At 41.0% G+C, this 22,768-nt stretch carries 17 protein-coding genes and 1 CRISPR repeat array; of the genes, 10 read left to right on the top strand and 7 right to left on the bottom strand.

Annotated features, from left to right (window positions below; translation table 11 throughout):
* The first annotated feature begins 2 nt into the window (after positions 1–2).
* Complete coding sequence (cas2, locus tag CLI64_RS08815) at positions 3–296, top strand: CRISPR-associated endonuclease Cas2 (RefSeq protein WP_103136868.1); 294 nt, start codon at positions 3–5, stop codon at positions 294–296.
* A gap of 220 nt (positions 297–516) precedes the next feature.
* Positions 517–1,828: direct repeats of the CRISPR family, unit length 37 nt; unit sequence GTTTCCATCAACCATTTCCCCGCAAGGGGACTGAAAC.
* Between the two features lie 196 nt (positions 1,829–2,024).
* Here the strand turns inward: cas2 and CLI64_RS08810 are convergent.
* Positions 2,025–2,621 (bottom strand): SDR family NAD(P)-dependent oxidoreductase, encoded by a 597-nt coding sequence (locus tag CLI64_RS08810; protein ID WP_225977542.1) that lies wholly within the window; start codon positions 2,619–2,621, stop codon positions 2,025–2,027.
* A gap of 319 nt (positions 2,622–2,940) precedes the next feature.
* On the opposite strand from CLI64_RS08810, the gene CLI64_RS08805 reads away from it, so the two are divergent.
* The 3 genes from CLI64_RS08805 to CLI64_RS08795 are packed head-to-tail and all read left to right on the top strand — an operon-like array spanning position 2,941 to position 6,206.
* Positions 2,941–3,576 (top strand): recombinase family protein, encoded by a 636-nt coding sequence (locus CLI64_RS08805; protein WP_103136866.1) that lies wholly within the window; start codon positions 2,941–2,943, stop codon positions 3,574–3,576.
* A gap of 16 nt (positions 3,577–3,592) precedes the next feature.
* On the top strand, positions 3,593–5,227 hold the full coding sequence (locus CLI64_RS08800) for a DDE-type integrase/transposase/recombinase (RefSeq protein ID WP_103140646.1): 1,635 nt from the start codon (positions 3,593–3,595) through the stop codon (positions 5,225–5,227).
* Positions 5,217–6,206 (top strand): ExeA family protein, encoded by a 990-nt coding sequence (locus tag CLI64_RS08795; protein ID WP_103136865.1) that lies wholly within the window; start codon positions 5,217–5,219, stop codon positions 6,204–6,206. Before CLI64_RS08800 ends, CLI64_RS08795 begins: the two co-directional genes overlap by 11 nt.
* Positions 6,207–6,511: 305 nt before the next feature.
* Here CLI64_RS08795 and CLI64_RS08790 read toward each other — a convergent pair whose 3' ends face one another.
* Positions 6,512–6,691 (bottom strand): SDR family NAD(P)-dependent oxidoreductase, encoded by a 180-nt coding sequence (locus tag CLI64_RS08790; RefSeq protein ID WP_103136864.1) that lies wholly within the window; start codon positions 6,689–6,691, stop codon positions 6,512–6,514.
* A 121-nt stretch (positions 6,692–6,812) separates the two neighbouring features.
* On the opposite strand from CLI64_RS08790, the gene CLI64_RS08785 reads away from it, so the two are divergent.
* The 4 genes from CLI64_RS08785 (at position 6,813) to CLI64_RS08770 (ending at position 10,074) form a co-directional block, all read left to right on the top strand.
* Positions 6,813–7,721 (top strand): LysR family transcriptional regulator, encoded by a 909-nt coding sequence (locus CLI64_RS08785; protein WP_103136863.1) that lies wholly within the window; start codon positions 6,813–6,815, stop codon positions 7,719–7,721.
* Positions 7,722–7,936: 215 nt separating this feature from the next.
* Positions 7,937–8,308, top strand: a complete 372-nt coding sequence (locus CLI64_RS08780) for a hypothetical protein (protein WP_103136862.1) — start codon at positions 7,937–7,939, stop codon at positions 8,306–8,308.
* Between the two features lie 85 nt (positions 8,309–8,393).
* Positions 8,394–9,167 carry a nucleoside phosphorylase gene (locus CLI64_RS08775; protein ID WP_103136861.1) on the top strand — a complete coding sequence of 258 codons (774 nt, stop codon included), beginning with the start codon at positions 8,394–8,396 and terminating at the stop codon, positions 9,165–9,167.
* Between the two features lie 331 nt (positions 9,168–9,498).
* The gene (locus tag CLI64_RS08770; RefSeq protein ID WP_103136860.1) at positions 9,499–10,074 is read left to right on the top strand and encodes a TIGR02281 family clan AA aspartic protease; all 576 of its coding nucleotides are present in this window, start codon (positions 9,499–9,501) and stop codon (positions 10,072–10,074) included.
* Between the two features lie 218 nt (positions 10,075–10,292).
* Here the strand turns inward: CLI64_RS08770 and CLI64_RS08765 are convergent, their stop codons facing one another.
* The 5 genes from CLI64_RS08765 to CLI64_RS08745 all read right to left on the bottom strand — a co-directional run bounded on the left by CLI64_RS08765 (position 10,293) and on the right by CLI64_RS08745 (position 17,750).
* On the bottom strand, positions 10,293–11,675 hold the full coding sequence (locus CLI64_RS08765) for a transposase (protein WP_103136859.1): 1,383 nt from the start codon (positions 11,673–11,675) through the stop codon (positions 10,293–10,295).
* Positions 11,676–12,055: 380 nt separating this feature from the next.
* The gene (locus tag CLI64_RS08760; RefSeq protein ID WP_103136858.1) at positions 12,056–12,835 is read right to left on the bottom strand and encodes a hypothetical protein; all 780 of its coding nucleotides are present in this window, start codon (positions 12,833–12,835) and stop codon (positions 12,056–12,058) included.
* 28 nt (positions 12,836–12,863) lie between these two features.
* Complete coding sequence (locus tag CLI64_RS08755) at positions 12,864–14,045, bottom strand: M20 family metallopeptidase (protein WP_103136857.1); 1,182 nt, start codon at positions 14,043–14,045, stop codon at positions 12,864–12,866.
* A 160-nt stretch (positions 14,046–14,205) separates the two neighbouring features.
* On the bottom strand, positions 14,206–14,799 hold the full coding sequence (locus tag CLI64_RS08750; protein WP_103136856.1) for a Uma2 family endonuclease: 594 nt from the start codon (positions 14,797–14,799) through the stop codon (positions 14,206–14,208).
* A gap of 419 nt (positions 14,800–15,218) precedes the next feature.
* Positions 15,219–17,750, bottom strand: coding sequence for a CHAT domain-containing protein (locus CLI64_RS08745; protein WP_225977541.1), 2,532 nt, complete (start codon positions 17,748–17,750; stop codon positions 15,219–15,221).
* Positions 17,751–18,941: 1,191 nt separating this feature from the next.
* Between CLI64_RS08745 and CLI64_RS08740 the strand changes: the two genes are divergently transcribed.
* A complete protein-coding gene (locus tag CLI64_RS08740) occupies positions 18,942–19,592 on the top strand; it encodes a DUF928 domain-containing protein (RefSeq protein WP_157943225.1) in 651 nt (216 codons plus the stop codon).
* Positions 19,593–20,258: 666 nt separating this feature from the next.
* Positions 20,259–22,760, top strand: coding sequence for an EAL domain-containing protein (locus tag CLI64_RS08735; protein WP_225977540.1), 2,502 nt, complete (start codon positions 20,259–20,261; stop codon positions 22,758–22,760).
* Positions 22,761–22,768: the final 8 nt, after the last annotated feature.

Below are 22,768 nucleotides of genomic sequence, written 5' to 3'. Positions count from 1 at the left end.
TTATGACCACACTATTTTATTTGATTATTTACGACTTGCCAGACAATAAAGCGGCAAATAAACGCCGCACGCGGTTGCATAAAATGCTTTCTGGTTACGGCAAATGGACGCAATACAGTGTATTTGAGTGTTTTTTAACACCAGTCCAATTTGCTACACTACAAACAAAAGTCGAAAAACTCATCAAATCTGAAGAGGATTCTGTGCGAATATACGTACTAGATGCGGGCGCAGTGAAAAGAACTATTACATATGGTTCAGAAATACCTCGACAAGAACAAGTTATAGTCTTATGATGGGTTTACTAACTTGATGTTTGACCAGTCGAAGCGGGGTCAAAAACCCTGGGGATTCGTCAAAATCGCCAGAACCTTGACAACATAATAATTACAGCGTTTCAACAATTCGGGAAGTTGCGAATTAGTCGCAATAAGGTGGGCTGAAATCGACCTAATTTTGCGACTCGTCAAAATGCTTCCCAGGAAGCTTGCTCTATATAAGTTTCAGTAGCGAGCAGTTTCCATCAACCATTTCCCCGCAAGGGGACTGAAACGGGAGAGTTGGCGCATTTGCTAGCAATCTTGTCGGTAAAGTTTCCATCAACCATTTCCCCGCAAGGGGACTGAAACAGATATTCGCAGACAACGTGGGAATATTGCTTGAGCATGAGTTTCCATCAACCATTTCCCCGCAAGGGGACTGAAACACGAAGATGGCGACTATGAAGATGAAGACTATGAAGAGTTTCCATCAACCATTTCCCCGCAAGGGGACTGAAACGACAAGCAACTACAAGCGGTTGTAGAAACTATAATTGGTTTCCATCAACCATTTCCCCGCAAGGGGACTGAAACTAACCCACATTTAACACTTCAGAAAGCTGTTGTTGGTTTCCATCAACCATTTCCCCGCAAGGGGACTGAAACTCTAGAGAAACTAGATACCCCCAAGCTGCCGCAATTATGGTTTCCATCAACCATTTCCCCGCAAGGGGACTGAAACACTAGAAGATTACCTTGGGAATCTTGTACGGCTTTAGGGTTTCCATCAACCATTTCCCCGCAAGGGGACTGAAACATTTATCCTCTAAGAAAATTGGCAAGTCCTGGCGCATCAAGAGGGTTTCCATCAACCATTTCCCCGCAAGGGGACTGAAACTTGATCAAAAAAGGGATGACCGGGCAGTATTAGCCCGGGTTTCCATCAACCATTTCCCCGCAAGGGGACTGAAACGTATATTAACTGATGAGTCGAACTTTTAATTATGAACGGTTTCCATCAACCATTTCCCCGCAAGGGGACTGAAACACGATGCCGTTAGACCATTTTTAAAGATGAGCGAAAAGTTTCCATCAACCATTTCCCCGCAAGGGGACTGAAACACCCCGCCGCCAATGCGTACTAGGCGAAGCGTGAGTAGTTTCCATCAACCATTTCCCCGCAAGGGGACTGAAACTTTGTTTTGCTCTTAGGATTGTAATTGCAAAAAAAGTTTCCATCAACCATTTCCCCGCAAGGGGACTGAAACAGAACATCTAAAGCATCCTTCAAAAAATCACCACTTAAAGTTTCCATCAACCATTTCCCCGCAAGGGGACTGAAACTAAAAAATCGAGACGATCACCCCCGATCACCCGACGATGTTTCCATCAACCATTTCCCCGCAAGGGGACTGAAACAAACGAAACTTTGATTTAGCGTACGATTTTTCATCTTGCGTTTCCATCAACCATTTCCCCGCAAGGGGACTGAAACACTAGTACGGCATTTTTAAATCGGATAACTGGTAGTGTTTCCATCAACCATTTCCCCGCAAGGGGACTGAAACCATTCGTCAGGATGGATGGTAACGGTGTAGTGCCAGTCCAGTAGGGTGCGTCAGTGTAAGAAACCTTCGCTATACCTAGATATTCTTTGTACTGACGCACCCTACAGATGGAAGATTTTTTTAGTTGGAAGTTCCTTACGGAAGAAACATTTTTTCTCACCTATACCCTTGTATTTCTCAGAATTGTGCCTACTTACTAAGGCAGCATACCGGCAAATTGCTTTTCAACGGCTTTAGGGTCTTGTCGAACACCTGCAAATACTTGCTGAGAAACTGGGTCAGGTTGCACATCTTCAACGCCCTGTTCTACTGCTTCCAACGTAGTTTGAGCAATTTGAATGGGGGGTACTTTATCCAGGGGAACATTTTCAGCCATTGCTGTATCAACAGGGCCAGGAAAGACACCTACAACTAGTGTGCCTTGTTTCACTAATTCTGCTCGGATTCCCTGGGTTAAAGAATACAACGCCGCTTTTGATGCACTATAAGAACCAAAAACTGGAACATTCACCATCGATGCAATTGAGAGCAGATTAACAATCGCCCCACCGCCATTCTGTTTCAGGATAGGTGCGAAAGCACGAATTATATTTAATACACCAAAGTAGTTGGTTTCCATTTCCCAACGAGCCGTTTCCAGACTAGCGGGAGCAAAAAAGCCACCTGTACCAGACACACCAGCATTATTAATGAGCAGATTAACATCTTGAGCAGTTTGAGCGATCGCGGCAATTTGCTCAGGATTTGTCACATCCAATGCTAGAGGTACAATCCTATCTGTAGCGAACTGCAAACATAAACGCTTCAAACTGCAAACAAGTCAATTTTCAAACCACATTAACTGCAAATAAGAGGGGTCTTCAAACCACAATAATTGCAAATGAAACCACATTATCTGCAAACAAACCACAATAACTGCAAATGAAACCACATTAACTGCAAATAAGCCGTAACCCATGCTGTGATTGGGCTAGAAGATTTATCACTGCAAAAGTGTCCAATTTATACGAACTTTTACACCGAACATATATGTACGCTTTTCGTGGTTTAATTTGAACTAATACCGTTCGATTAAATCTAGAAAGCTGTTTTTACCGACAGCCAGTTTGGTCATGGCCATTTACGCTTATCTGAGGGTCTCCAGCGACAAACAAGACGTACACAACCAACGACATGGCATTTTAGAATATGCCAATATCCACGCTTTAAGTCCCATCCAGTTTGTAGAGGACACAATTTCTGGACGGGAGAAATGGTTAGAGCGAGGTGTAGGACAACTACTGAATCAAACAGCCCAAGCAAAAGATATAGTCATTTTTTCAGAAGTTAGTCGGATGGCACGCTCCACCCTACAAGTATTAGAAATGCTGGAGTGTTGCGTGCGTCGAGGAATCAACGTCCATATCGCCAAACAAGGTATGGTACTGGATGACTCAATGCAAAGCCGAATTACAGCAACGGTTTTAGGCTTGGCAGCAGAAATCGAACGGGAATTGATTGTACTCAGAACAACCGAAGCACTAGCTAAACGTAAAGCTGAAGGAAAAACTTTAGGGCGACCCAAAGGACGACAATCTGCACATTTGAAACTGGACACCAGGGAAGCAGAAATTCGCAGTTATTTAGCCAAAGGAATCAGCAAACGCTCAATTGCCAAACTGGTCGATTGTTCACCTTCCACCCTCTACGATTGGTTGTCACGCAAACATCTCCACCCACGCCACGATAAATTGGTGGAGAAATCATAGGATGCCAAAGAAACAAATACCAATTGATGCAATCGTAGACCTACGTCGCCGCTTAGACCAACTACCACCGCGCAGTCCATCTCGTCGGGAATTAGTCCAAGAAATAGCTCAACTGTATGGCATTTCTGAAGATACAGTGTATCGAACACTACGATCCGGGAATGTAGTTCGCCCAGTACGTCGCGTTGATTGTGATGTACCGCGTGTAATTCCAAAAGGAACTCTTGAGCGATACTGCGAAATTATTGCTGCGATTAAAATACGTACATCTAACCGCAAAGGTCGCCATTTATCTACCGTACAAGCAATTCGCTTATTGGAAGAAGATGGCATCAACACACCAGATGGTCATCTTCGCGTTCCAGTAGGTTTGCTCAAACCAACCACCGTCAATCGTTATCTCAACAAATGGGGCTACGACCGCGATACCCTTCTACGGCAACCGCCTGCTGTTCGCTTTCAGGCAGAATATAGCAATCAATGTTGGCATTTTGACCTCAGCCCATCAGACCTCAAGCACGTTAAAGCACCAGCCTTCCTAGAACCGGGGCGGGGGCATCCCTTGTTAATGCTTTATAGTGTTGTGGATGACCGAAGTGGTGTTGCATACCAAGAATACCACTGTGTTTACGGTGAGGATGTGGAAGCAGCACTGCGGTTTATGTTTGCTGCCATGTCACCCAAACCGGGGAGCGACTTTCCCTTTCAAGGCATTCCCCAAATGCTGTACATGGACAATGGCCCCATTGCTAAGAGCTTAGTGTTTCAAAAAGTCATGGGTTATTTGGGGATTGAAGTACGTACTCATTTACCTGCGGGCAAAGATGGGCAACGAGTGACGGCTCGTTCTAAGGGGAAAGTGGAAAGACCCTTTCGCACGGTCAAAGAAATGCACGAAACCCTTTACCACCTGCATGAACCGGAGACGGAAGCTGAGGCGAACGCTTGGTTGATGAAGTTTTTGCTCCATTACAATAGCCGACCCCATCGCAGCGAACCTCATTCCCGGCTGGACGATTGGCTCTTACACTTACCCAAGGCGGGAATTCGACAAATGTGTACCTGGGAACGTTTTTGTACATTTGCACGCGAACCAGAACGTCGCAAAGTCGGCATCGATGCTCACGTTATGGTTGAGGGGGTGGCTTATGAGGTTGAGCCAGATTTGGCTGGAGAAACTGTAGTTTTGTGGTGGGGTTTATTTGACAACGAATTGTACGTAGAACACAAAGAACGGCGCTATGGACCATTTCTACCTGTAGATGGGCCAATCCCCCTACATCGCTACCGTAGTTTTAAGAAAACACGTACACAGAAACGGGCAGAGCGAATTGAATCTTTAGCTAAAGAGTTGTCTTTACCGAATTCTGTGATTGGTAAAGGCAATAACCCAGATTTCGGGAGTAATACAACCCCACTAAAGGTGCAGCCTTTTGTTGACCCTAACCCATTTCAAGAACTGACATTCAGCACGGTGATTGCAGCCAAATTAGCGATCGCTGATTATTTGGCACGCCCATTAGCAAAACTTACCCCTGAACAAATGGCTTATATTGATGCGGTTCTGGTGACTACTCTCAATAAGCAGGAGGTAATCAAACAAATTCGAGATTTCTTCCACCCCTTATCAGGTACGAGCGATGTTGAGTGATGTCATGACTTATTTTGGTCTGAAACGTACCTTAGACCATGTGGGGTATTTTGAGACCCAAGAGCAGACAAATCTATTCAAAGAACTGAAACCCCAAATTAGGCAAGGTCGTTTGATTGCGATAACAGGTGTTGTTGGTTGTGGTAAAACAACGACTTTACAACGACTGCAATTGGAATTGTCCTCTGAAAAAGACATAATTATTTCTCGTTGCCTTGCAATTGACAAAGATAAGGTCAACGTCGGGGTTTTGATGAGTGCTTTGTTTTTGGATTTAAGCACAGAAAAGGATGCTAAACCACCGACTCACCCAGAACTTAGAGAACGAAAATTATTAGCTTTGATTCAAAAATGCCGTAAGCCTATAGTGCTGTTTGTCGATGAAGCTCATGACATTCATCACAGTACGTTAGTCAAAATTAAGCGTTTAATTGAATTGGTACGCCAGAATGGTTGCACTTTATCTGTAGTGTTGCTGGGTCATCCCAAGTTGAAAAATGATCTGCGCCGACCATCTTTGGAAGAGATTGGTGCTAGAACCAATATTTTTAGTTTAGAAGGTATTAGAGGACATCAAGTTGAGTATATAAAATGGCTATTGAGTGAGTGTATTTACGATGATTATCTACCTGAAGATTTGATTACCGATGAGGCTATTGAATTTTTGGCTCAACGACTGACGACTCCCTTGCAAATTGAACATTATTTGCAGAGGGCTTTTGAAGACGCTTATCAAGCAGCAACTAAGCCTGTCACCCGTGATATGGCTGAAGCGGTCTTGAACGTAGGACTTAACGATTTAGAACCCCGCTTAATACGGCATGGTTACAATGCTAAAGTTCTAGCTGAGTTATTAAATATACGAGTAAGTGAAGTAAATTCTTTTATACACGCTCAGTTACCTCCAGGTCGAACCCAAGATTTGAGAGACCAGATGTTAAAAATGGGAATTCCTTTGTATGCGTCAGAGGGAAATTAAGTCAAAACAAGAAATACCCCATATAAAATTTTTCTGTTTTATTAGTGTTTGATTTATATCTAAATAAATAGACATATATGTCCGGTGTAAAAGTTCGTATAAATTGGACACTTTTGCAGTGATAAATCTTCTAGCCCAATCACAGCATGGGTTACGGCTTATTTGCAGTTAATGTGGTTTCATTTGCAGTTATTGTGGTTTGTTTGCAGATAATGTGGTTTCATTTGCAATTATTGTGGTTTGAAGACCCCTCTTATTTGCAGTTAATGTGGTTTGAAAATTGACTTGTTTGCAGTTTGAAGCGTTTATGTTTGCAGTTCGCTACACCTATCGGGAGCAAGTGCCACTACATCTTTCAAAGTCTCTACATTACGCGCAGTAGCGTAGATGCGGGTAGCACCTGCTTGCACTAATGCTTCCACAAAAGCCTGACCTATGCCGCGATTTGCACCCGTTACCAAAGCAATAGAACCATTGATATCCATAAGACCCTCCAGCGTTTGATGTGCCATTGATTGCTGACATCTTTATGATGATTGATGCTCAAATATTTGAGAAGACAGCGAAAAAGAATATGATTTATTCTTATTTGGAATAAATTTAGCTATGGATCGCATTGCTTGCATGAAAAGCTTTGTCAGGACGGTAGAAACTGGCAGTTTTTCTGCGGTCGCCCGTGAACTAAACACCACTCAACCCACTATCAGTAAACAGATTGCAGCACTAGAGGAATATTTAGACGTTCAGTTACTCGTTCGCTCTACGCGCACTTTAAGTTTAACCGAAGAGGGTATCCGTTTTTACGAACACTGTCAGCAAGTGTTAGAGGCAGTTAAAGAAGCAGAATCTAGTGTGGGAAAACGACAAAAGCCTACGGGTGTATTGCGGGTGTGTTGTCCTGTAGCTTTTGGGCAGTTGCAAATCATACCCAGATTGAATGTATTTCTCGAACGCTACCCAGATATTAAAATTGATTTAATGATGGCAGATCAGTTTGTAGATTTGATAGAAGAAGGGGTAGATTTAGCAATTCGTATCGGTAACGTGCAGGATACTTCCCTGATTACCCGACGCATTGGAACTACAAGGCGAATTACAATTGGACATCAATCTTACTTTGAGCGAGCAGGTGAACCGCAAACACCAGAAGAATTGGTCAAGCATAATTGTATTGTTTATACTCGTCTAGCTACAGGTAATGAATGGCACTTTCAAGGAACTCAGGGAGTGATCAAAGTTGCAGTAAATGGTAACTTTCAAGCAAATAATTCTACAGCCATTAGAGCAGCCGTATTTGCGGGGTTAGGGATTGCGGTTTCTCCGATTTGGTTATTTGGTGACGTGTTAGAAAATGGCAATCTGAAGATGATTCTCAAAGACTATCAACCTGTTCCACTACCTATTCAAGCTGTCTATCGTCGCAGTCGGTTTGTAGCAGCGAAAGTGCGTTGTTTGATTGATTTCCTGTCTCATGAATTTAAGTTAGATCCCTGGGTTTCAGATTACGGGCAATAATTCATATTTAATGAACATAATAAATGACTGGACAAATTAGTGATTTATTAATACATGAAAATCAAAAATTCTGCATTGCTGGCGTTGAGGGTACAGGATTATTTGAACCAACACAACACGGCTTTTCTCCTCAGTAGGGTACAACCGCTTGTTATCGAGGCTATTGTTGCACTTATGAGGTAATAAAAGAAAAACTCTACTTAAAAGAATTAATTATGTCCCTGGGTTTAAAAGAAAAACTGTTTGTAAAACATGGTAGAGCCAGAGATTTTTTAGGTGTCTTCCCTCATAGCCGCAATACGCCTGTGGGTCATCCTAGTGCTGTTTATGAACAACTAAAACATTTTGTGGAATTTACAGGCAGCTTATTAACAGCTAATAAGTTTATGAATAACCTATATGTCCATATTGGCTTTCAACCAGCTTATAAATATGAGGAAGTTTATCAACTGATTTTTGAGAATGGTTATTTGATGCAAAGTATTAACCGTTCCAAAGAAATGGCAGAAATCCGCCAAAAAATTAATCCGAGTTCTAAGTTTTATGAACAATGGCATCTGACATGGAAAGAGAAAAACGGTTCGTAAGTAATCTAAATATAATTCCTCAAGATGTCGGGTTTCGCGTCCCTTAAACTAACCTACTTTTTATAATTTTATTCTAAATAAAGCTATGCCAAATCAATACTTTTATCATCTTGGCTTTGGGCTAGATGATTTAGGTGCTACACCTCCCACCATGACGCTATTATCTGGCGACCCTGAAAGGGCGCGGTTAATTGCTCACACTTATTTACAGGATGTGCGTTTGCTGTCTGAGAATCGCGGACTCAATAGCTATCTAGGATATTTACCCAATGGTCGCTTGATTATATCTGCTACCAGTGGGATGGGTGCGCCTTCTTTAAGTATTGTGGTCAATGAGTTGGTGCAGCTAGGAATTAAACAGATTATTCGTATTGGGACTTGTGGTGCAATTCAAACCCATATTCCCATCGGTAGTATTGTCATTAGTAGTGCGGCGTTATGTCGTCAAGGTGCAGCCAATGATATTGCACCAGTGGAATATCCAGCCGCCGCCGATCCGTTTTTAACTGTGGCTTTGGTCAAGGCTGCACAAGCATTACAGGTAGAATATTATATGGGAGTTACGGCTTCCGTCGATACCTTTTATGAAGGACAGGAACGCACTGATTCTGCTAATCCTTATTTAATGCGATCGCTACAGGGTATTACAGCAGAATATCGGCAGCTAAATATCCTCAACTATGAGATGGAATGCGGCACATTATTCAAAATGGCGGGAGTCTACGGTTTTGCGGCGGCGGCTGTGTGTGCAGTGGTAGCACAACGCACCATTACAGAAGCGGTGAATTTATCTCAGAAAGATATAGCTGTAAAAAATGCGATCGCTACTGCTATCTATGCTGCTACTAACTGTGAATAAACTAGCAAAAAAGCTAAATTTAGCAACACTTTATCAAAAAGTGAAGGTTCAAAACTGGACTTGCGTCCCTCTACGCTAACGCCCTTGGTGCGCGAAACAGTCCTTGTATTGCAAGGTAGGTAAAAATCCCACCCCTTGTGGGTGGTTTAGTTTAATTGCGAATTGCGAATTGCGAATTGCGAATTGGTTTTATTCCTAGTCAGTAGTTTTATTTAGTCTTCACTTAAACTTTAATTTATTGATAAGTAAATATATGTACTATATGAATTAGAGTCAAAAGTAGTAAGTTAATTGTCTGAGAAAAACTTACTAAACAAACAATAAAACTCCTATGAAAAAATCTACAAAAAACATTATTAAATATATTAATTCAGTCTTATTGGCATCCTTACCAACACTGATGTTTTTCTCATTGCCCCATCAGACAAAGGCTGAAGACCTTGGGGAATGTTTCATGATTGATGCTTCAGGGAGAACAATTAAATTAGAAAAACTTTGCAGTGCTAACAGTGAAAAAAGAATATCTCCACAGCCAGAAAAGAAAGTCTTTCGTGTCCCGATTAAACGCCGTTTGGGGAGAACTCCGGTAATTGATGTCACCTTTAATAACAACAAAACCTTTGAGATGATTGTTGACACAGGTGCAAACAACACCCTGATTACAATGGGAATTGCCAATGCCCTACAAGTTGAACAAACAGGAGTGATGACAGCACAAATTGCCGACGGAACGCAAATTGAACTCCCCATAGGTACGGTGAAATCAATGGCGGCTGGTGGTGCGGCGGTGCAGAATTTAGACGTAGCGATCGCCCCTAAAGCCCCCATCGGGTTACTAGGTAATGATTTCTTTGGTCATTACGACATCAAAATCTTAGAAAAAACAGTAGAATTTCATGCCCGATGACTTGAATGGGCATCAAAAAGGCAAAAATAAAAAGTAAAAAGGTGAGCCATTGCGGTGGACGGGTTTCCCGGCATAAAGCAAATGGGGCGTTGCTGAATTAGAAGATGAAATGCCAGAAATACCTTTCTTTTCCTTTGTTCCTTCGCGCCTTTGCGCCTTTGCGTGAGATATCCCTCTTCTGTCACTTTCCGGAATAAGCAAATAGTTCAGAAGCTAAATCATCCAGAAGCATAATAGGGTTTAAATTGATTCATTGTGGCAATTAAATGATTGAATCCCAGTAACAAATCTGAATTAGGGAAAATACTTAACCAGGGATAAATTAACCAAAATAGTAAAAGTGGTTGGATAATAAGACGCAGATTATTTAAAGTATTCTTCCATCCAGATTCATGATTCCATTGCGGATGATTAGAAAAATCAACATCATTATTTTCTTGTGCTTCAGTCTCAAGTTGATGAGATTGATTCAAGCCTAAAAAGACTGGAGAATTTAAACTAATCATCGTATAAACACTAAAAATAATCTCCCACCATCTCTCAATATGTTGGAAATTTGTAAAACGGTAATCTGTCCAGCCTAGTTCCTGTTTACATTGCCTAAACCCATATTCAACCCAGGTTCTTAATCCATATAAGTCACCTAAAATCTTCTTCAAGTTCCCTTGAAGATTCGTCATCACAAAAGAGGTAGAATTTTCTGGCATGGTTTCTGGGTCAGTTGTTATTTCCCAGTAAGTTATGGCTCTTTTTTTACCATAAACTATTTCTCTTATATATCTAGTTTCTGATTTTTGATTACTAAATGTTCTCTCAAATTTGCACCACTTATTCGCCCTAACGCTCTGCCCTGATGGCATCCAGACACCATGATTACTTCTGATTGCTACAACATAAGCTAAGTTATATTCATCCAGTTTTCTCAGAAACTGGCTACTTTCACCCTTCGGGTTCGCAGTCGCTTCAAGTCGGCAAAGCCGCCCAACGCGCTGCTCACCATATAAACTATCTGCCAGTACCAGTTCAATATTAACACCCTCTTCAATTAACTCTGTAATTATTTCTGACGCTAACTCTATTTGAGTTTTATATTTATCTCCTGATTTTAGCGTCCCTTTTGGTTTGAATACTTTTACACTTAAAGGAAAAGTTATATTAGAATAAATTCCATAAGCATTGACTGAAACTATTCCATTATCAACTTTTCCCACACTTCCTAAATATTGTCTTGCGACATAATCAGTCTTTTTACCTTTTTTTCTATCTCCGGTTTCATCTATTACTACTGTAATCGCCTGACCATTCAAGGCTTGCTTGATTTTCTTTAATCTTCGTTGTTTTAATTCATCTACTGACCAATCTGAGTTAGCTATAAAATGATGTAATGACTGCGCTGAGTTTATACTTACCACCTTCGCTATTTCTGGTAACGATTTTCTTTTTATTGTTAATATTATCCCCAAATGGAAATATTTAAAGCACTCATAATTTCTTACCTCTTTGAACAGGTTTTTATACTCTGCACAATATTCATCTATGAGCGCAACTGTTGGATGAGCATCTCTTGCCAAATGTTTGAGGATTTGTAATTCTACATCCATTGCCCTGCTTACCTTCCAGAGTTTTTTCTTTTCATCCTTTTATTCAGAATACTCGGAAAGTGACAGAAGAGGGATATGTGGAAAAGTTCACGCAAAACCTAACCCCCTAGCCCCCTTCCCTAGTAGGGAAGGGGGAAAAGTTAAAGCAGGGTGGTTTCATACAATCAGAGAAAAAAATAAACCTAGCTTTCAAAGCCTCTCCCCCCGTGGGGCAGAGGTACTCTACGAGAAGAGCTTCGCTCTATGGAGAGGGGTTTTCCATATCCCGTGAAAAGTCAGGCTGAGTAATGAGTCATGAGTAATGAGTTGAGAAATGAATTCTACCTTGTCTACCTTCCAATTCCCAATCCCCAGTCCCCAATTCCTCAACCGAAGGTTAATCAAACCAAATAACTAGTATTCGGCACGATCGCAAAGAAAGCATACTCATACCAAGCTGTCCAGATGAAACTGCGAATCCAGCGATCGCGTTTTTCTGGACTTAATTCATACTCAAATTTGCCCTGTGATAAGTCAATTGCTGAGAGGTGGGAGTTACAACCGCAACCATGCTGATAAGTAAAGCCATATTTGGAAGCGATACTCTGCACTTTCATTTGCATGGCAAATACTTTACACGCATGAAGCATGGCATCCCAAGGACGCTTGTGTTCAATGTCCCGCTTGTCAAATCTTAAGGCGCGTTCTTCAAACACATGATCTCGATAAATTGGTGCTAAATGCACATGATAAAAGCTGGCTGGCAATTCATAACCAAATTCATCGAACAGTTCTAAGCCAATTTTCGCTACTTTGATTTCATCTGCATAGTCAGACCCGTAACTCTCCAACTCTTGCAAAATTTCTGCAAAATTGGGATAGTGATGAGTCATGAAATCATGACCATAGAATTCTAAGGTTTCTCGTGCTAATTGCCCAAATAATTGACAAAATGATGGCTTCAGGTGGGTGAGTTCTGGACGTTCGTTAAATAAGTCAACATCACCCTGTTCTAACTTGTATAAAAATAACTGTGCCATCTCTACATAGATTTGTGGGTTGCACAGTCCAGTCTTAACAGTACCCTGAGCAATATCTTGCCATACAGGAGGAAGTTGAGTCACAGCCACAGCGTTTTCTCCGGCTATAACTGCGACACTGGGAAATTCAAGAACCTGCATGAATCATCTCCGTCAGTAAGTTGAAGATTTATCTTGGTTGAAAATACTTACACGCGGCGTAGGCCATTGTAATTACTCCTGTCACAATAGCAGATTCATTCACTTCAAATTCAGGATGATGTAAGGGATGGTTGATAATTCGGTCTGAATAGCCTACACCCAAGCGAAACATCGCCCCAGGAACGTGTTCTAAATATACGGAAAAATCTTCTGCACCTAGAGAGGGTTCTGGTAAAACTTGGACGCGATCGCTTCCCCAAGCTTCTTCTCCGGCTGATTGAAATAGTTGTGTGAGTGCATAGTCATTATTTACACCTGGTACACCTTGGTGATAATTCACTTGATAACCTGCACCATAGGAATGACAAACATTAGCGACAATTTTTTCAATCCAGTTGGGGAGTTGAGCGCGGGTTTCTGGGTGGAGCGATCGCACTGTTCCTAATAACTGTACTTTATCCGCAATTACATTGGATGCTCGACCACCGTTAATTTTCCCAATACTCAACACCACTGGACGCAAAGGGTTTTGAGTGCGGCTGATGGCTTGTTGCAAAGCTGTAATCACCTGTGCTGCAATCCAAATTGCGTCAATCGCTTCATGGGGACGCGCACCATGACCAGATTCGCCCATAATGATAATTTCTAAATCATCCGCCGCCGCCGTCAATGCCCCATAACGTACACCAATTGAACCAGCCGGAATAGAAGGGAAAACATGAACCCCTAAGATAGCTGCAACATTTTTCATTACCCCATCTTCAATCATCCAACTCGCGCCTTGGGCGATTTCCTCCGCAGGCTGAAATAAAAACCGCACATTTCCGCCTAACTCCTCCGCCATTTGGGAAAGCACCATTGCTGTTCCTAAACCCACTGTTGTATGCACATCATGTCCACAAGCGTGCATCACTCCTTCTTTGCGGGAAGCATATTCCAAGGCGGTAGATTCTTGAATGGGTAAAGCATCCATATCGGTACGAATCGCCAGGAAAGGCTGATCTTGACTGCTACCGTGTAGTTCTCCCACCACACCAGTTTTACCAACTCCCTCCTGTACACGCAGACCACTGGACGATAAGACACCGGCCACAAACGCCGCAGTTTGATATTCTTGACCGCTAAGTTCTGGATGAGAGTGAATGTGACGACGAATCTCGATGAGGCGGGGTGCTAGTTTTGTGGCTAAATCTTTAATCAGGGTCAGCATTGCTTGGTTTTAATTTACAGGCTTTGTTCCATGATAGATAGGGATTTAAAATTGGGCATGGGGAATTGGGTTTTATTAGGGGTGTAGGGGTGTGGGGGTTTAAGATGTTGGGCGAGGTTTCAATCTCCATCCAACACGGTTCGGTTGCCTCAAAGTTTTTTTACGGGTTGAGGATGAGGCTTAAATCTAAGACAAATCCTGGTAATACGTCTTCTCCTGAAAGTTGTGGTGGTTGGTCTATGGAGAAATTAAGGGTTTCTACCTCCAAACCTGGACGATAAATTTCTACTAGAGGTGTTTGAGGGTCAATTAACCAACCGAGACGCACCCCATTATCTCGATATTCCTGCATTTTCGCCCTTAATTTTTTTAAGGAATCGGTTTCAGAACGCAATTCAATGACAAAATCTGGCGAGAGTGGCGGAAAGCGTCGTCTTTGTTCAGCCGTCAATGCTTCCCAACGTTCTTTTTTGACCCACGCTACATCCGGCGAACGAAAAGCCCCATTGGCTAGGCGAAATTCTGTTGAGGAGTCAAAGACTTTTCCTAGTTTTGCTTGACGATTCCATAATCCTATTTCTAGATTTAAATCCGAATTTCTGATGCCGCTTTCGCCGCCAGTTGGGGGCATAATGATTAACTCTCCTTGTGCGGTCAATTCTATCCGCCATTTATCGTTGGCTATGCACAGTTGATAAAACTGCTCATCTGTAAGACCTACGGCTGGTGGAACGTTGAGGGTGACAGTTGCCATTTGGATTTTACTAGTGGAGTTTGTTTTATTATCAGAAAATCTTTGTGTAAGTAGAACGACTTGAAAAAACCAAACTATGTGAAGTAATGTAAAAAAAATTGATATCTAGTTCGTAGTAAGGACTTCAGTCCTTATTAGAGGACTAAAGTCCTCACTACAAACCTTAAATTATCTACACCGTTCTACTTACCTTGGCGTTGAAAAAGTGAATATTTAAGGCAGTTTTACACATAAATAGTATTATAACGCCGTGGGCAACTTTCTTCTCAAACCTAACCCCCAACCCCTTCCCTTGTAGGGAAGGGGAGCAAGATTTAAAGCCTCTAACGCCACTTTCTACAATGCGGGAAACCCGCGCAATGCAGTGGCTTCTCCTTGCAGGGGAGAGGGGTTTCACAAATAAGTTGCACATCGCGTTATTATAGCCAATTACCTACTAAAATATAGGGCGACCAATAGACCGGATGCTCATATTTGGGATTTTTTAAAAGAGCTAATTGAGCTTGACGTAAAGCCTCAGCTTTAGATTGCTTGGTGTTAGTTAATTCTTTATAAAATAAACCCATTAAATCGGCGGTGGCTTCATCATTTACAGACCATAATGTGGCTAATGTACTCCTCACTCCGGTTCTCACAGCAATTCCCGCCAATCCTAAAGCAGCCCGCTTATCTCCTGTGGCGGTTTCACACGCACTCAATACTAAAAGTTCTACGGCTTTTTGTGTTTTTTTCCCTGGTGCTTGTAAGAGATTATCTAAATCATCAATTTTGATTTTTTCATTCCAAGCTAAAACAAATGTGTCTATGGCTCTGGAACTAAATTTGCCATGTGTGGCGATATGAACTATCGGGAAAAAGTTGTCTTGAAGTTTATTTTGCAGATTTTTGAGGGTGAATTCTTGATTGAGTAGCACTTGACTAGAGACTTCTGATTTAATCATTTTCATCTCTTGGGCAACATAATCTAGGGCGGAAAAACCTTGTCTAGCTTCAGTTAAGCCTGCGCCCAGTACCTGCACTTTTTCCTGTTGTAGTGGTAGAGAAGGTAGTAATTGTAATCCTGGTGTTAAGGCGATCGCATATTTTTCTAATAAGTATTTCTGTCCATCATTGAGGCTATTCATGGGAATATTCCGCAACACACCATCTAAAACAAATACTAGTGTTTTGGTTTGACTGTTCACTAGGTCATTTTCCACCGGACGAATCAACCAATCGTAGAGTTTTCTGGACAATGGCAGAAACGATTTTCTACTACGAATGACTAGCATTTGTCGCAGTTTTTCTACTGTGGTTTCTAGTTCGGTTTGTGGCACAGGAATGCTATAGTGCTGTAGCGATTTTTGTGGCAAACTCAAAATGATTTCTAATCGGTCAGCTAGAATAATCGGATAAACAATTGCCGCTTGCGTATCAAATTTATCGATCAGTGTGGGTTTGATATCCAAACAAGCTTCCCGAAAGAAATCTTCTAATTCTGCTACTTGCAAGGACTCCATCAGTTGACGGGCTTGATTTAAAGCTTCTGGGTTAGATTGTTGGCTGGGTTGTAGCAACAAACTCACTAGTCCTCGATAAACAGGTTCGACACTTTCTTGAAAGGAAAACTGAATATCTGGATCAACTGCAACTAAGTCATTTCTGATGGATTTCAGCGTGTTCACAGCTTGAGTATAAGCTGCGATCGCTTTAGTTATCTCTCCTTGTTTTCTAAAAATTCTCCCTAATTGCCATTGCCAACTATAAGCTAGTTCTGGTGCGTTGATGGTTTCCGCTAAGGCTAAGGCTTGCTGGGTTAAATCTTCGGCTATCGACCACTGTTGTGTTTTTTCATACAGCCTACCTAGTTTACCAAGTGCATAGGCTTGGGCGTATCTATCTCCTAAATTTTCCGCCTGAATTACTGTGTTGGCGACTAATTGAGCAATTTTCTCTAAATTTGGCGTGTCGGGAATATTGGCTTGGTGGAGACGAACTAGACTTTGGGCAAAATTTAACTGGGCGTAAATAGTATGACGACTATTTGGTAATGCCGTCAATTTTGGTGGAATTGATTGCTGTAAAGACTGCGCTAATGTCCATTGTTTGGTGTCAATAGCAACGTTTAACTGGTTAAGTTGGGCGCGGACTTGCAGATATTGAGCCGGAGCAATCGTCGCCGCCTGTGTGTATAATTGCAAAGCTGCGGGTAAATCTGACTGGACACGAGCTACATTACCCAAATCGATGAAAGCTGCACTTATGTCTAGTGGAGATTGTAATTTTTGGGCGATCGCTAAACTTTGTTGTAAAACTTGCTTGGCTTGGACTACATTCCCCACCAACCGCAAGCTAATACCTAAGTTGCGTAATGCAACCGCTTTAATTAACGATTCCGGCTGTTTTTGCAGGATTTCATGAGCTTGATTGAGTCTTGACAAGGCTTGACGGTGTAGTCCTAAAACCTTCAAAGCTTGAGCTTGATTCAACAGAGTCCGAATCACTCCCCGTTCATCTTGGGCTTGAGTATATGTAGTGTGGGCTTTTTCCCAGGTGGTGAGTGCTGCTTGTGTATCTCCCCTAGCTAACTGTAGACTGCCTTGTGTATTTAAAGCCTGCGCCAAGACTTTTAACTCTGCTACCGAATACTTACCCTGTCGTGCTGAAGCTAATTGCAAACTTTGTGAAATTGCTTGAGTTGCTTGTGGCCATTGTCCCAGTTTTTGATACGCCAATGCAAGGTTGCTCAACACCCTAGCCTGATTTAATCTATCTTGGCGCGATTGATACACATCAAGCACCTGTTGCCAAACTTGAATAGCTTGAGCAAAATTTTCTGTTTCATAGTAAACTCTCCCTTGTTGCTCCTGTTGTGCAGTCTCACTCACTACCTGAGCATGGGCGATCGCCAACGATAAAGACTTGGGTAAAGAAACAGGCAAAATTCCTAACCCTAACACAACTGCTAACACTATTCCTAACAAAGTCCAAAGGATAAAAACACAAAATCGACGGTAGTCCCCAATAGAGTATTTATGCTTACAAGAGAAATATTTCATCCCTATTTTGGATTTTGGATTTTGAATTTTGGATGCAAACCCCTGATTCATAAACTATTCCCACAGTTAGAAACAAGACTATAGGATTCTTATTGTATTTTTGAACAAAACTTTGTACATTTCCCTTATCAAATAAGATTCCTATATTTATCCCAATTTGGTATCCGATACTTTTGTGGACGCATCAAAATCCGTCAAAAGGAACTCAAGACAATATAGAAATCATATTTGATTCCTGCAAAGCTAGGTACACCTCTGTTCCCCGTGAAGAGTTACTTACCTACGTAAGTAATTTCAATAATGAAGTCGGATTCCTATAGTAAAACTACTGAGAATCTAAGCCAACAAAATATTCTCATCTGGTAAATCGACGATCTTCGCCTAGTAATACCAATGATATTTAGCCGGCTAAAAAAAATGTTAACAGCATCTTTCACAAGAGTATCGCATCAATAAATATGTATTTATACGTAAATTGCCTATGGTTATAACCAAAATTTCTATAGTAACTATTTACAATCTCATCTTTCTTTTTTTTACTAACGCTAGGTTCTCTAACTTTGCTCTCTGTTAGTCGTGAGAATCAATAGGGAAGAATAATCCAGAAGATCTATAGCATAAGTTCAATCTTTAAAATACTATTAAAAAGAGTACCGATAAATACCCTATTTCATTAACTATGTTTAGTATAAAATTGACGCGCAAAATCCACTTAATACTAAATTTAATTCATAATCACAAATCAAGAAATTTAGTATAATTAAAAACTCAGTAAATTATTGCTGCTCTCAACTATGTATGTATTAATCAAACTGGCGTATACTTCTATTGTCTCAAAAAAAATGCTCTATTTTATACTGGATTACAATCAGTATCTGTCATTTAATTAAACAAACCTTATCATTACTCATTTTTCCAGGATGAGTCACTTTTAGTAAGGGGTTCAGCTTGGTTTTATGAAACTTAAATGCTCGTCAGCTTATCTCATATACAATGAATCAGGCTAGGCATATGTTCAGCAAGAAGACTCAGTTAAAAAAAATATTCACGATTCTTTCTTTAATGTTCCTTGTCATATCTGCTAATAGTTATCCACAACAGGTAATGGCACAATCTTCTAAAGGGCGAGAAGGTTTACCTGGACGCAGAGTCGGAGGGGGAACGCGTGGAGAATGTTCGTTTGGCGATAAAAAGCTGATTGCATTAATCCCAGAAAGCAATTTACTACTGACAACATCACCAAAACCGAATTTATTTATATATTTACCACCTTCCACTACACCCAAAACCTTGGAGTTTGTTTTACAAGACGAACAAGAAAATATAATCTATGAGAAAAATTTCGCCCCTAACAAATATCCAGGTATTGTGAGTATCAGCCTGCTTGATCAGAATTCTCTACCGCAACTTGCTGTTGGTAAAAAATATCGTTGGTTCTTTTCCATGATTTGCAATCCAGATAAAAGAGAAAATGACATTTCCGTAGACGGTTGGATTAGCAGAGTAAAATTAGAACCAAACATTGCTCAACAGTTAGAATCTGCAACATCTACAGAACAAGTTAGTATCTATGCTAATTTAGGTATTTGGCAAGATGCACTTGTAAAATTAGCAACCTTACATCACCAAAACCCCCGTGACCCCCAGCTAACTGCTAAATGGTTACAGGTGTTACAAGCACTTAAGTTAGAAGTAATTGCCCAAGAAGGTATTGTAGATGCGAATCTCAATGAAATATCTTCTGCGGTGAGATAAGTCTAAAACAAGTGGTGTTAGCGTAGCGTTAGCGATACAGGAGTGTCAACCGTTAGTGTAGCGTGTCGTAGACAGAGGCGGGAGGTTATTCCATTGTGAATACGCCAATGCTAGGCGAAATTCACATCCCGAAAATTATGCTTAAAGCTTATACCAATTTGACAAATTATTGCGATAAATGGATTGCCCAAAAGCTTACCAGTAAAGCGTTCCACAATCCAAAATCCGCCTTGACAAGTTTCTTAAGCCGGGAAACCCACCTACAGAACTTTCCGCAAAATCTAAAATCCAAAATGGTATTAAGTATATCAAGTAATTTTAAATCTTCGCTTTTCTAATACAGATGTTCTCTGGATGAGTACATTAGTTCTATAGTGCTAGAGAAAGTCGTGTTTGGTATAGTCAAAAATACTGGATACTGAGCATTCAATTGTGATGGCTCAGTAAAAAGTTCATGCTGACTCAGGATTTTACTAATAATCACTTTGTTGGGCATTTAAACTAAAAGTGTAATCCTACTTGCAAATGTTGGGCAGTTTTTGATGTCATCGATGTTTCAGATAGAAATTACCTCATTCAGTAATACTTTTTGTGATTATTCAATCCTTCAAAAAGCTTCATTCGCTAGCATCAGTATTAACTTATCTCAAACGGCCATATCCAACTTTGAGTATCAAGCAGACTGTAATCTTAGCCAGTATGATGATGACAGGGCTGTTGTTGGGCATCAGACAACTGGGTGGATTACAAATATTAGAACTAGCGGCTTTTGATCATCTAGTACGTTTGCAAGCAGATGCGGGGCCTGATCCGCGACTGTTAATTGTAGGAATTACTGAAGATGACCTCCAACAACAGCAACAATGGCCATTGTCTGATCTTACCCTTGCCCAAGTTTTACAAAAGTTACAGAAAGCTCAAGCCAAGGTTATTGGCTTAGATATTTATCGCAATATTCCCCACCCACCAGGACGGGAAATGCTGCTAAAAGAACTGCAAAAGCCCAATGTAGTCACCATTACTAACCTTGGAGATGCAAAAACCCAAGGAGTTGCACCCATTTCAGGTTTACCTCCAGAGCAAATTGGGTTTAACGATTTTGTAGTTGACCCTGATGGGGTAGTACGCCGCAATTTTATCTACGCTTACGATGGGGAAGAAAAATTTTACTCTTTTGCTCTCCGCTTAAGCTTGAAATATTTAGCAAATCGGGGTGTTACTCTCAAAGTCACTCCAGATGCTTTATATCTGGGAAAAACCAGATTTCCTGCCATATCTTCTGATGCAGGTAGTTACCATAATGTTGACAGTACCGGCTATCAAGTCCTGATTGCCTACCGTTCCGCCGAGAATGTAGCACAAAAGATATCACTGAATGACATCCTACAGGATAAATTTGACCCCAATTTGGTGAAAAACAAAGTGGTATTGATTGGGACAGTAGCCCCAAGTTTAAAAGACTTGTTTTTTACTCCCTACAGTGCAACTAAATCAACAAGCCCTGGTGTTTCAGGAGTAACATTACACACTCAACTGGTGAGTCAAATTCTCAGTACAATTGTTGATGATCGCCCCTTGTTTTGGTTTTGGCCTGAATGGGCTGAAATTTTATGGATGTGGGTGTGGGCATTAATTGGAGGTATCTTAGTTTGGCGGCTGCAACATCCACTGGCGTTAGGAATAGCTGGAATATTTTCCCTAACAGTGTTATGTGGCATTTGTTTAAGTATATTTACACAGTATGGATGGATACCTTTATTACCTCCTGCCTTAACCTTCCTCACCACAGCAGTCTGTGTGATGGCATATAAACAATGGCAGATTGCATTGTATGACAGTTTGACTAGGCTACCTAATCGATCGCTATTTCTCAAGTATTTACAAGCGGCCATCAACAGGTCGAAACTAGGCAGAAATAACTGTTTTGCTTTACTGTTTCTAGATATTGACCGTTTCAAAGTGATCAATGAAAGTTTAACTCATTATGTTGGTGATCAATTTTTAATCAACTTCAGCCAAAGATTATCTAGCTGTATAGGCTGTAAAGGCATTATCGCCAGGGTAGGGGGAGATGAGTTTGCTATTTTGTTGGAAAACATTTCTGAAACGAGTTTTGCTAATAGCATTGCAGACCAGTTACAAAAACAGATGACTTCTCCCTTTAAAATTAATGGGCAGGAGATATTTACTAGCATCAGTATCGGTATTGCTTTTAATCAAATTCAACTTGAGCATCAACCCGAAGATATGTTGCGGGATGCTCACACAGCTATGTATTTAGCTAAAGACTTAGGTAAGGCGCGTCATGAAGTATTTGCGGTGGGAATGCACACCCAAGTTGTGAGACGTTTTCAGTTAGAGACAGACTTGCGCCGCGCTATTTTACAGCAGGAATTTTTTCTTTATTATCAACCCATTGTCTCCTTAGAAAATCATCAAATTGTTGGTTTTGAGGCTCTTTTAAGATGGAAGCATCCGCAAAATGGATTTATTTCCCCAGTAGAATTTATTCCCATTGCTGAGGAAACAGGTTTAATTATTCCTTTAGGACAGTGGATTTTAGAAGCTGCTTGTTCACAGTTATCTAGTTGGCAATCTCAATTTCCTCAAGAGCCACCACTGATGATGAGTGTGAATATTTCGGGACAGCAGTTATCCCAACCAGATTTAGTGGAGTATATTCAAAAAGTTCTGCAAAAAACTGGATTGGATGGTACAAGTTTAAAATTAGAAATTACAGAAAGTGTGGCGATGAAAAATGTAGAAACTGCCATCACGATTATGCTGCAATTGAGGACTTTAAATATTCGTCTCAGCATTGATGATTTTGGTACTGGATATTCTTCTTTAAGTTATTTACACAGGTTTCCAGTTAACACCTTAAAAATAGACCGATCCTTTGTCAGCCGCATGGGTGAAACTAATGAAGATGCAGCCATTGTGCGGACAATTATCATGTTAAGCCACACATTAGGTATGAATGTCATTGCTGAAGGTGTGGAGACAATCACACAACAAGATCAACTGCAATTATTGGGTTGTGAATATGGTCAGGGATACTTTTACTCGCAGCCTTTAGATAGTGAAGCAGCAACAAAGTTACTCAAGAGTCAATGTACGGGTAAAAACGAGGAACCGGAAATGGGAGATGGGGTTGACTTCTCTTAAATATACAA

The sequence above is a fragment of the Nostoc sp. CENA543 genome (assembly GCF_002896875.1).
Lineage (GTDB): Bacteria > Cyanobacteriota > Cyanobacteriia > Cyanobacteriales > Nostocaceae > Trichormus.
This window is presented reverse-complemented; position numbering and strand designations above follow the sequence as displayed.

Excerpts from the sequence above, each read along its gene's own strand:
- CLI64_RS08775 (WP_103136861.1), top strand. The coding sequence starts at position 8,394 with ATGCCAAATCAATACTTTTATCATCTTGGCTTTGGGCTAGATGATTTA.
- CLI64_RS08785 (WP_103136863.1), top strand. The coding sequence starts at position 6,813 with ATGGATCGCATTGCTTGCATGAAAAGCTTTGTCAGGACGGTAGAAACT.
- CLI64_RS08750 (WP_103136856.1), bottom strand. The coding sequence starts at position 14,799 with ATGGCAACTGTCACCCTCAACGTTCCACCAGCCGTAGGTCTTACAGAT.
- CLI64_RS08790 (WP_103136864.1), bottom strand. The coding sequence starts at position 6,691 with ATGGATATCAATGGTTCTATTGCTTTGGTAACGGGTGCAAATCGCGGC.
- CLI64_RS08760 (WP_103136858.1), bottom strand. The coding sequence starts at position 12,835 with ATGCAGGTTCTTGAATTTCCCAGTGTCGCAGTTATAGCCGGAGAAAAC.
- CLI64_RS08765 (WP_103136859.1), bottom strand. The coding sequence starts at position 11,675 with ATGGATGTAGAATTACAAATCCTCAAACATTTGGCAAGAGATGCTCAT.
- CLI64_RS08755 (WP_103136857.1), bottom strand. The coding sequence starts at position 14,045 with ATGCTGACCCTGATTAAAGATTTAGCCACAAAACTAGCACCCCGCCTC.
- cas2 (WP_103136868.1), top strand. The coding sequence starts at position 3 with ATGACCACACTATTTTATTTGATTATTTACGACTTGCCAGACAATAAA.
- CLI64_RS08740 (WP_157943225.1), top strand. The coding sequence starts at position 18,942 with ATGGCACAATCTTCTAAAGGGCGAGAAGGTTTACCTGGACGCAGAGTC.
- CLI64_RS08780 (WP_103136862.1), top strand. The coding sequence starts at position 7,937 with ATGTCCCTGGGTTTAAAAGAAAAACTGTTTGTAAAACATGGTAGAGCC.
- CLI64_RS08795 (WP_103136865.1), top strand. The coding sequence starts at position 5,217 with ATGTTGAGTGATGTCATGACTTATTTTGGTCTGAAACGTACCTTAGAC.
- CLI64_RS08805 (WP_103136866.1), top strand. The coding sequence starts at position 2,941 with ATGGCCATTTACGCTTATCTGAGGGTCTCCAGCGACAAACAAGACGTA.
- CLI64_RS08770 (WP_103136860.1), top strand. The coding sequence starts at position 9,499 with ATGAAAAAATCTACAAAAAACATTATTAAATATATTAATTCAGTCTTA.